The organism is Microcoleus sp. BM001215392, assembly GCF_036700185.1.
In the GTDB taxonomy this organism is placed as follows: Bacteria; Cyanobacteriota; Cyanobacteriia; order Cyanobacteriales; family Microcoleaceae; genus Microcoleus.
On sequence record NZ_JAUBOJ010000305.1, the window covers coordinates 1 to 9,693 of the forward strand.

Consider the following 9,693-nt stretch of genomic DNA (forward strand, 5'->3'; position numbering starts at 1 on the left):
CGTCAATATGAGATTATAACTAATAACTTATATGCGGTCATGCTTCGCCCTCTTCTTCGCCCTCTTCAAAAGTGAGATGCACCCTTTGTTGCTGCTCCTGTTTGCTCGCCCGATCGGGGGAGGGGAGAAGTTGAACTTATTAAAAAGTTCCCTATTTCAACTATAACTGCTCAGGTTTTTTTTGGCAAGTTTGAGGTGAGGAGATTTTTGTTTGTATTAACGATCGCCTGAATGGGGCTAGAGAAGCAGCTCGCTTTTAACCGACCGTAAGTGTAGTTTTTATAACTTTTTGCGGCACTTGAAGATTTAATTTTATCCTAACGTTAAACTAACGTTAAACTGCTTTCTTCGATTTGCATGAGGTCAATATGCTCGACAACCTCGATTTAGATATTTCCTTGGATAAAGAAACCTATGAGGCAAAAATTGAAGTTTTAATGCAGCAGTTGCGATCGCTCCAACAGGCTTGTTGGGAAAAAAAACTGCCCGCAATCATCGTACTCGAAGGCTGGGCGGCCGCGGGGAAAGGCGCCCTGGTCAAAAAAATGGTGGGGTACATGGACCCGCGGGGGTTTGCCGTCCACCCGATTTGGCCGCCGTCAGAGGCAGAAATGGGCTATCCTTTCCTGTGGCGGTTTTGGCAGAAACTGCCGGCGCGAGGGCGGATTGGCTTTTTTTATCACAGTTGGTACACTCATGTTTTAGAAGACCGATTGTTCGATAGAGTTTCTGACGCCGAAGTACCGACAGTCATCAGGCAAATCAACGCCTTCGAGCGGCAGATGGTAGATGACGGGGCGGCGATCGCCAAATTTTGGATTCACCTGAGCAAAAAAGAACTCAAGCACAGGCTTAAAAAACTAGAAGACGACAGCTTGCAAGCTTGGCGAGTGCGGCCCGAAGACTGGAAACAAGCCAAAAAATACCAAGAATACACAACTTTGGCCGAAGAAATGGTAACTCAAACCGGCACGGGCCCGGCACCTTGGACGCTAGTAGAAGGGGACTGTCAGCGCTGGGCGAGAGTCAAAGTTTTAACGCAAATGGCAGCGACAATTACAGAAGCCCTAGAGAGACTCCCGACGCAATCTACACCACTGAAATTGCCACCTCAAGAAAGCTTGTCACCTACCGAACCCGATTTGCTCGCCCAAGTAGATTTAACGCAATCGCTGTCGCCAGACGAATACAAACAGGAACTTCGCGCAGCACAAACCAGTTTTGGCAAACTACAACAAAGCATCGATGAAGATGAAATCCCCGTGTTAGTGCTGTTTGAAGGTTGGGATGCCGCCGGCAAAGGAGGCGCGATCAAACGCTTGACGGATATCCTAGACCCCCGCAGTTACACCGTCAACGCCTTTGCGGCCCCCACAGATGAAGAAAAAGCTCACCACTACCTCTGGCGTTTCTGGCGGCGGTTGCCGACTGCTGGTAAAATCAGCATTTGCGATCGCAGTTGGTATGGTAGAGTGCTGGTCGAACGAGTGGAAGGATTTGCGGCTGAACCCGAATGGCGCCGAGCTTACCAGGAAATTAACGAATTTGAGGAGCAACTCACCAGTTTCGGTTGTGTCGTAGTTAAATTCTGGCTGCACATCAGTCCTGACGAGCAACTAAAGCGGTTTACAGAGCGAGAAAACAATCCATTTAAACAATACAAACTCACTGCTGAAGATTGGCGGAATCGCCAAAAGTGGAATTATTATGAAGTGGCGGTGAATCAAATGGTTCAGCGCACCAGCACGCCGGCTGCTCCCTGGACTATAATTGCGGCCGATAACAAGTATTATGCTCGTGTTAAAGTAATTCAAACGGTAACGCAGGCAATTCGGAATCAACTGAAACGCCGATAAATTGGGATTGGTGAATGGGTAACAGGTAATGGGGAAAAATACAGGCAGCACAAAGCAGGCTTGAATTGCCAAGTCAATTTCACCTGCCGTCGGCTCCATCCATTATCAATTACCGATCGACCATTACCAACTATCGATTACCAATTATCTGTCAGAAATCTGTGACCCGCCCCAAAACGGGTACAACCCCCCGAGGCTATGAGTGTGGAGATCCTAAAATTTTAGATCGCAGTTTAAGCTCCCAGATTTATCTGTGGAATCAATCTAAAATCATTCGACTGAGCGTTAGCCGAAGTCTCAAATCTCAAATCGACTGACTGGAAGTAGCGGGCTCGATTGCCTGTAACCAATAGTTGATAGCTGACCGGAATCGAGCATGAGGAGAAATGCGATCGGACTACGCGATCGGCAAAAGTTAACAACCCAACCGATGCCGACATTGCCTACCGCAGCTAAATTCGCGCTCGCTTCCACAATTCCGTACTAATTTATGAAGACACAGAATATTGCAAGATGCCTGAACTATTCGCTCGCATTCTATTTCTATTCCTCCTCTTCTCACTGATCAAATCGTGGTGGGATCAATCGGGAGGCAAAGACAATCCTTTAATAGATCGGCTGCGCGTTTTGTTGCTGATCAGCCTTTTATTCCTGGCTTTTTTCGCTCCAGACACGCCAGTCGGAGCAGCGATTTTCGGCTTGATAGCTTTCTTCTTTAAGCCACTGGGTTTTTCGATCACGCTGCTGGTGATTGCATCGGCGCTGATCACCAACGGGGGCATCCGCAATCCGGCGCCGAGAATGATCTTGGCAGCCCTGCTAGTTTTGATCCTGTCGAGTATGCCAGTGGTGGCTTACTGGTTCGCCGATCAAGCAGAACGGGATGCGGCTGCACGCACCACAGTTTGCTGCGACGAAACAGCCGCGGCGATCGTCCTGCTGGGCAAGGGAACGACTAACAATCACAATGCCAACCGAGAAGCGATTCAACTGACAGACACAGGCAATCGCTTGCCCTATGCTGCTGTTTTGTACAAAAAAGAACTAGCACCTTTGGTGATTGTTAGTGCTGGGCCCAGAGCAGATTTACAGAATTATACTGGCGAAGCTAAAGATATCAAAACTTTGCTGGCAAGTAACATGGGCGTGCCGTCTAACAGTATCGTTCTCGACGATAACGGCCACAACATACGCAGCAGCGCCGAGGAAGTGAGAAAGATCCTCGACAGCCGCGGCGTTGGGCGCAAAGTAATCCTGGTAACATCTGCAATTCAGATGCGGCGTGCCAGCCTCGCTTTTGCGAATATGGGAATCCAGGTAATTCCTAGAGCTACGGACTTCTACACTTACCAGCCTGTCTCAGGAGGGAAAACCCGACTGCGCTTAGATGCGGCAGAATTCCTGCCCACAGCAGAAGCTCTGGTAATTACGACACGAGTATTCGATGAATATTTCGGGTCTATTTATTACTATTTGCGTGGCTGGCAGGCTCCCAGAGCCTAAAGCGGCAAGTTGGTGGTGTTTTTCTGAGGCAACACCGACTGCTCCCCAGATTGGTTTAACATCTCATGAGAATGTGACCTTTGTGGGGGGCTGTATTTTCTCATTCCGGCGGGATCGCCGACGGCAAAGTTTGCTGTTAATAAAAACAACACCCAAAATATAGGCTCCTCCCACTTAGATTTTGTTGGAGTTGGTGCTGGCGTTGTGACTGATTCAACGTTGACTTTGATATCTAATTTGCCTTCAATTTCTTTGCCCTTGAGAACTCCCTCCTTGCACACTCCCTTAAAAATCATTGGAGCGGGTTTTGGTGCATCTGTTTTCGGTTCGTCTGCCATTTTTTTATCCTGGGTTTGAGTAGATCCGATTGGATAGTAGATTCTCAGAGGTTCGGGGGTTTTCCGGAAAGGATTGCGCGAGCTCTGAAAAAATTAAATTAAATATGCACCCCGCCCCTGATTGGGGATTGAAAATCAGAAGTTGAAGGCATTTCAAGCTAGTGCTTGTTGGTTTTGGGTAGCAGCCCTGCCTCGAAGCTGCTACTTATCTATCTAGGTGAAAGGGAGATTTTTATGCAAATTACAGATTTTTATCAAAAACTCTCAATAAATTTATTATCTCCACGCAGCCGAAAACGTCAATACTCTTAAAGCTGAGCTTTGTTTTTGTCATGTAACAAACCGAGTTTCTCGCAGGAGCTGAAGTGGCGCAATGATTTTAAGAAACAGGTTTCGGACTCCTACAATTTTCACTTTTTGATTTTTAATTTTTGATGGGGACTAACTTACTGCATAAAGGTTTAGAACTTGCCTACAGTTGCATTCTTTTTATGAAGTTGGGAGCAAAAGCCCGTCGCGACTGCCAATCTCAAATCCCAAACGATCTAAATGTAGGTGAAGCTTGAAAATGCTTAAGTATGTCCGAAGCCAGTGAAACCGATCTTTCGCTGGCAGTTACGATCGCAACACATATTCTGTGACACCGCACCAGTTTATTTGCGCCTACCTAAATAATCGACAGTGAAAACATCCACCAGCAAACTATCTTCCCTGGAACCAGAACAACTGGCAGCTTGGGCAACAGAGGCAATCGATCGCAGTAAATTAGGTCAAATCCCCACATACGTACCTCTCCTTGCCAAAGCCGACAGACAAGGGTTTGCCGTGCAAATTCGGGCAATTGACGGTCAAATTTTGAGCTGGGGCAGCATTGTTACCACATTCCCGCTGATGAGCGCAGTCAAACCTTTCGTCTTGCTTTATTTGCTGTGCGAATTGGGCGAAAAAGCAGTTTTTGACTGCGTGGGCTGCGAGCCTTCGGAACTTCCTTTCAATTCCCTGACTCAGCTCGAAAGGGATAAAGGGAAGCCGAGAAATCCGATGATTAATAGCGGGGCGATCGCCCTAGCGTCTCTACTCCCCGGTCAAAATGCGGTTGAACGCTGTCAAAACCTGCGAAATTGGCTCAACCAACAGGCAAAAAGTCAGTTATTTGTTGACGAGTTAATGCTCGATTCGGTGAATTCAATGCCGAATCAAAAAAATTGGGATCTTGCCTTAGCAATGGTAGAATCGGGTTATCTGCAAAACTCCGAAATTGCGTTAGAAACCTACAATCGTGTCTGCTGTTTGGCGGGAACTGTGGAGGATTTGGCGAAGCTGGGAATGGTGTTGGTAAATGGTGGTGAAGCGATCGCCCAACACTGCCGCGCTGTCAAAGCTGTGATGGCTACTTGCGGTTTGTATGAAGCATCAGCCCGGTTTGCGCTGCGGGTGGGATTGCCGGCTAAGTCGGGTGTGAGTGGTGTTTTGTTGTCGGTAATTCCGGGCGAAGGGGCGATCGCATCTTACAGTCCGCCTTTGAATAAACAGGGAAATTCTGTCGGCGGTTTGTTTTTATTGGAACAAATAGCTAAATCTCTGCGGCTGAGTGTATTTGATTGAATTGGGCATGGGGCATGGGGCATAGGGCATAGGGCATGGGGCATGGGGCATGGGGCATGGGGCATGGGGCATGGCAACTAACAAATAACAAATAACCAATGACAAATAACAAATGACAACTGACAACTGACAACTGTCAACTGTCAACTGTCAACTGTCAACTGACTAATGCTTTTCGCCCAAAATAGCATAAACCACAGTTTCTTCTTTTTTGCCGCGCAATTGAATCGCTCCTACTTTTTGGCCTTCGTAGCGATCGCGCACATAAGCAAAAGTCCTCGCCGTCACCAACAAATTAAAAGGACTATCAGACACAATTTCCTTATTCATCGCCTCCAATCTAGCTGCAACATTCACAGCATCGCCGATTACAGAATAATTCAAGCGCCGGGAACCGCCAACAGTACCAGCAACTAACTGTCCAGTATGCAAACCGATCCCAAACTTAATTAAAGGTTTGGATTCAATTCTAAGCTGCTCGTTGATTTTGTGTAACCGTTCGTGCATGGCGATGCAAGCCGCCACAGCATTCAAAGCATCTTGTTGAATTTCTGCATATTCTGTGTGGCAAAAAGGCACACCAAAAACTGCCATAATTGCATCGCCGATGTATTTATCAACAACGCCGCCGTGATCCATAATACAGTCGGTCATTGCTTCCAAATAATTGTTGAGCCAGTTGAGCAAATCCCGGGCTGGCATTTTTTCCGAGATTGAAGTAAAACTGCGAATATCCATAAACAACACAGTTGCTGTAAGTTCTTGCGGTTCGAGTTCTCCTTGTTCAAATATCTCTGCTTTGCGTGCCCAAATAAGCTGAGCAGTTTCGGGGGCGACGTGTTTTTCAAATAATTTCATTAATTGTTGTTTTTCGTACTGTTCCCGCACTTGTAAAGCAGTACCAGATAAAATTAGAGTGCCGATGGGTGCCGCAACCGGAAGCCACCAAAAATAGTAGCCAAATAATACAGCAGCAGCCGTAACCCAAATTACAGGTAAACCAAGGGCGATCGCAATTCTTGCTTTAACACCTCGGTTGCACAAAACCGAAGTTGTCAGCGGGCCAATCCCGAACAATAACAAAAATTCTAGCACTACGGGCAGTCGCTTTAGTAAGCGCTGATTGAGCAAATTGTCAACCAAAGCTGCATATAAATAAACCCCAGCAGTAGTCTTGTTGAGAGGTGTAGATATCTGGTCAAAACCCGTAGCGACTAGGCCGACTAAAACTAATTTATTAGCTAAAGCTTTTTCAGGAATTCTACCTTCTACAACATCCACAAAAGCATAGGTTTGTAGATTTTGTGCTTTCCCTGGCCAGTTAATCCAGACTGTTTGTTCCTGTATATTTTGTGGCTGCGGCAGTAATACAGGATTTTGTGGGTTAGCAGCGTTGTACCTTTGAGTCATTGCTAAACCTAAGTTAGGAATGGAGTCGATAAATATTTTTGAATCGCGACTAATGCCGTCGCTGTTGGGTTCGTGCATTATATGTCCGATACCTGCGGCGGCTGCTTTTAAAGATGCTACTGGTTGTTCTTTGGTGGTTGTTGAAAGTACAATTTTGCCGTTGCTGGCGATCGCACCGGCTAACATTTTATCTTTGGGACTCGGATCGAGGAAAAGAATGTCGAAACCAACTGCTGTGGGGGGAGATTTTTTCAGGGCTGATAGCAGTTCGGTGTAGCGATTGCGGGGCCAAGGAAACATACCGTATTCCTGCAAGCTTTGCGGTTCGATCGCAATTACGGCAATTCTGTCATCCCATCCCGGATTTGGTAAAATTCCCGATTCTCGAATTTGAAATAGGGTTTTGTATGCCAAATATTCCTGGGGTTTCCAGATTCCCAAGTGCAGCATGGCGACAGACAGAATTCCGGCTGCTGCGCCTGTCAGCCAGGGAGGATTTGTGCTGAGATATTGCCGAATGCCAATGATTTGATTTTGTTTGAGATACTCGCTAAATTGTTTGAACTTCATTCAATTAGTTTGACGCAATAATTGATATGCGATCCAGATGTTTGAGGTGTTTCAGATTAGAAGACCTGGCGGTTTTAACCAGGTTTATATAAACAAAACCCGCTTAATATCGGGTTGAAGACAAGCCAGTTAAAATTACCAAAAAAAATTGGTTGAAAGTTGTTTAGGGAACTGCGAGGTTGTAATGCCTTTCTCTGACTGACGATCCTCGCACTACAATTTTGAGGCGGCGGCTGGCTGGTAAAATTCCTTGGATTTTGAATTTTCCCTGTCGATCGATCTTAATCGCTTCGTTGTTGACATAAATTATGTCGATCGGGTTAATTTGACCGCTGAAGCGATAGATATTCCCACCGAGTCTGGACAAACTGCGGACTTTGAGTTCGGCTAAGCGAGGGCTGGCTGATGGCGGTGCGGGGGGAGTTTGAGGGAAAATTTCCGTGGCGTTACCGCGGTTGACAACTACTTCGGAGTCGTTTTTGCCAGATACTCCGACTGAACCTTCAATGGTTTCGACTGCGGTTTTGCCGTCTGGGCCGACGCTGACGCCAAAGGATGTACCCCTGACTCCGGCAACACCTTCGGGGGTTTCAACTCTGACTGGGGCGGTTCTGGGAGATTTTTTTTGTTGGGCTATTTGACTGGTTTCGGCAAGTCCGCTGAATGTATTTAAGGCGGCAATTTGCTTGGGTAGGATAATTGCTGAGGTTTTGGCGGAGGCTGTGGGCGCAGCAGTTTTGCCGATCGACAATCTGACTCGCCCCCTGCTGACAAAAATCGCTGTGTCTTTTTCGCCTGAAGTGCTTGACAAATCGGATATTCTGACTGCGGTTTGTTCGGAAACTTCGACGATGCCGGTGTTGTTCTCGATCGCCAAACGGGCTGTGGAATCGGGGCCGGTGATGATTTCGTCTCCGGGGGCGAGGAGTCGATCGCCCACGACGGCGGGCCGTCCTTTCAAGGTGACTGTACCGCGAATTTGTTGAATTTCGAGCGATCGGCTTGTCGCTGTTCCTTGAGCGTTTATTGTCTTGGTTGGGGATGGATTGGCTGCCGCGATTACCGGAAATTTTGGAGACTTTGAGCCTGTTGGTGGTGCTGGGAGTCGATCGACTGAGATAACTTTAGTAGGGTTTGACTGCTGTTTGGGGGATGGAGACAGCGGACTGTCGATCGTAGAGCTCCATGCTGGAAGAGTTGCCAGCACAGCTAAGGATAAGCCCAGAAGGGGAATTTTGGTCGATCGCCAGCACGTAAAAATTTTATTCATAATTTCTATTTTGTCATGTTGAAGTTCCAAGACTTCATTTCCTTTATTAGACTCCTTCAATCCGGCAAGCGTTCCATTTTTTTTGCCATAAAACAGCAGCAAAAATAAACTTTCTCAGCAGCAAAGCTTAGCATTAAATCTTCTTTTTGTTGTCATATTTTAGTAAACTGTTACAACGAGGCATTTTCGTCTGATTATATCTGCGGTTTTTGGAGTTCTCCCGACCAAGAGTCTTGCGCAACAGTAGATTTAGCCGCTCTCAATAAAAGAGAGCGAATATTTATATATAGCAAACATAAAATTAGTTACTGCTCGTGAAGCTCTTTTGGCTTCGGCCGGAAGGATGAATAATTGGCAATAAATCATGTAGTTGTGGCAATTAATAAAAAGATTCCCTTTGGGAAGTGATAAAAAATAATTATATAAGTGATGCGGGTGGGTTTGGGAGTCGAGCTTGTGCCTGTAGAACCAACGCTGGCTGAGTCGATCGACAAGGGGGCAAAGATCGAGCAACTCCGACTAGAATACCGTCTTTTAGGGAAATTCGATCGAAATTTCGCTGGAAAATCATGGTGGGCGATCGGGCCCGGTGGTGTTGCTGCTCGATCGAGACCGCCAAACTGTAAAATGAACCCTTGTATATATGTTATGTAGAGCAGGAGAACAATTTCAGTGGCAATAGAAGTAGGTCAGAGAGTTAAGGTGCGCCGTCTCAGAGATCGGATACCTGCAAATATGGTGGGCAAGATAAAGGAAAATCCAGTAGGCACTGTTGACGGATTCAGAATGGTTGATGGCAGCGGAGTAGGCGTGATTGTCAAGTTTGACGTTGGTTTTGCGACTTGGTTCTTTGAAGATGAGCTAGAAGCCGTTTAGTAGAAGGCAGTTCGGCAGTGGGGAGTGGGCAGTTGTTAGTTGTCAGTTGTCAGTTGTTATTGGTAGCAGCTAACAACTCAGACATCAGGAATCAGAAAGAACAACTACCTACAGCCCACAGCCCACAGCCCACTAACCAGTAGACAAGAGTGCAAAAATCGTAGAAGGGCGTAGCATTTGGACATAAAATCTTAGGTTTAACCGATAAAATTTCGCCCAAATGCTACGCCCCTACATATACATTTCGACTTTTGCAAGAGATCTA

Annotated in this window: 8 protein-coding genes; 5 read left to right on the forward strand and 3 right to left on the reverse strand. The window is 46.5% G+C overall.

Going from position 1 to position 9,693, the window contains the following annotated elements:
- Positions 1–368 precede the first annotated feature (368 nt).
- Together pap and QT974_RS25480 are read left to right on the forward strand one after the other, a co-directional pair.
- A complete protein-coding gene (gene pap, locus QT974_RS25475) occupies positions 369–1,856 on the forward strand; it encodes a polyphosphate:AMP phosphotransferase (protein WP_333471199.1) in 1,488 nt (495 codons plus the stop codon).
- Positions 1,857–2,369: 513 nt separating this feature from the next.
- A complete protein-coding gene (locus QT974_RS25480) occupies positions 2,370–3,359 on the forward strand; it encodes a YdcF family protein (protein WP_333471200.1) in 990 nt (329 codons plus the stop codon).
- Here QT974_RS25480 and QT974_RS25485 read toward each other — a convergent pair.
- On the reverse strand, positions 3,356–3,697 hold the full coding sequence (locus QT974_RS25485) for a hypothetical protein (protein ID WP_333471201.1): 342 nt from the start codon (positions 3,695–3,697) through the stop codon (positions 3,356–3,358). The two genes, QT974_RS25480 and QT974_RS25485, sit on opposite strands and share 4 nt — an antisense overlap.
- A 681-nt stretch (positions 3,698–4,378) precedes the next feature.
- On the opposite strand from QT974_RS25485, the gene glsA reads away from it, so the two are divergent.
- Positions 4,379–5,302: a glutaminase A gene (gene glsA, locus QT974_RS25490; protein ID WP_333471202.1), complete on the forward strand. Its 924-nt coding sequence runs from the start codon at positions 4,379–4,381 to the stop codon at positions 5,300–5,302.
- 165 nt (positions 5,303–5,467) lie between these two features.
- Here glsA and QT974_RS25495 read toward each other — a convergent pair whose 3' ends face one another.
- A complete protein-coding gene (locus tag QT974_RS25495) occupies positions 5,468–7,282 on the reverse strand; it encodes a CHASE2 domain-containing protein (protein WP_333471203.1) in 1,815 nt (604 codons plus the stop codon).
- A gap of 163 nt (positions 7,283–7,445) precedes the next feature.
- The gene (locus QT974_RS25500) at positions 7,446–8,582 is read right to left on the reverse strand and encodes a FecR family protein (protein ID WP_333471204.1); all 1,137 of its coding nucleotides are present in this window, start codon (positions 8,580–8,582) and stop codon (positions 7,446–7,448) included.
- Between the two features lie 396 nt (positions 8,583–8,978).
- Between QT974_RS25500 and QT974_RS25505 the strand changes: the two genes are divergently transcribed.
- Positions 8,979–9,206 carry a hypothetical protein gene (locus tag QT974_RS25505; RefSeq protein ID WP_333471205.1) on the forward strand — a complete coding sequence of 76 codons (228 nt, stop codon included), beginning with the start codon at positions 8,979–8,981 and terminating at the stop codon, positions 9,204–9,206.
- Between the two features lie 18 nt (positions 9,207–9,224).
- Positions 9,225–9,428: a cytochrome b6f subunit PetP gene (gene petP, locus QT974_RS25510; protein ID WP_333471206.1), complete on the forward strand. Its 204-nt coding sequence runs from the start codon at positions 9,225–9,227 to the stop codon at positions 9,426–9,428.
- Positions 9,429–9,693 lie beyond the last annotated feature (265 nt).

Excerpts from the sequence above, each read along its gene's own strand:
- pap (WP_333471199.1), top strand. The coding sequence starts at position 369 with ATGCTCGACAACCTCGATTTAGATATTTCCTTGGATAAAGAAACCTAT.
- QT974_RS25480 (WP_333471200.1), top strand. The coding sequence starts at position 2,370 with ATGCCTGAACTATTCGCTCGCATTCTATTTCTATTCCTCCTCTTCTCA.
- QT974_RS25485 (WP_333471201.1), bottom strand. The coding sequence starts at position 3,697 with ATGGCAGACGAACCGAAAACAGATGCACCAAAACCCGCTCCAATGATT.
- QT974_RS25495 (WP_333471203.1), bottom strand. The coding sequence starts at position 7,282 with ATGAAGTTCAAACAATTTAGCGAGTATCTCAAACAAAATCAAATCATT.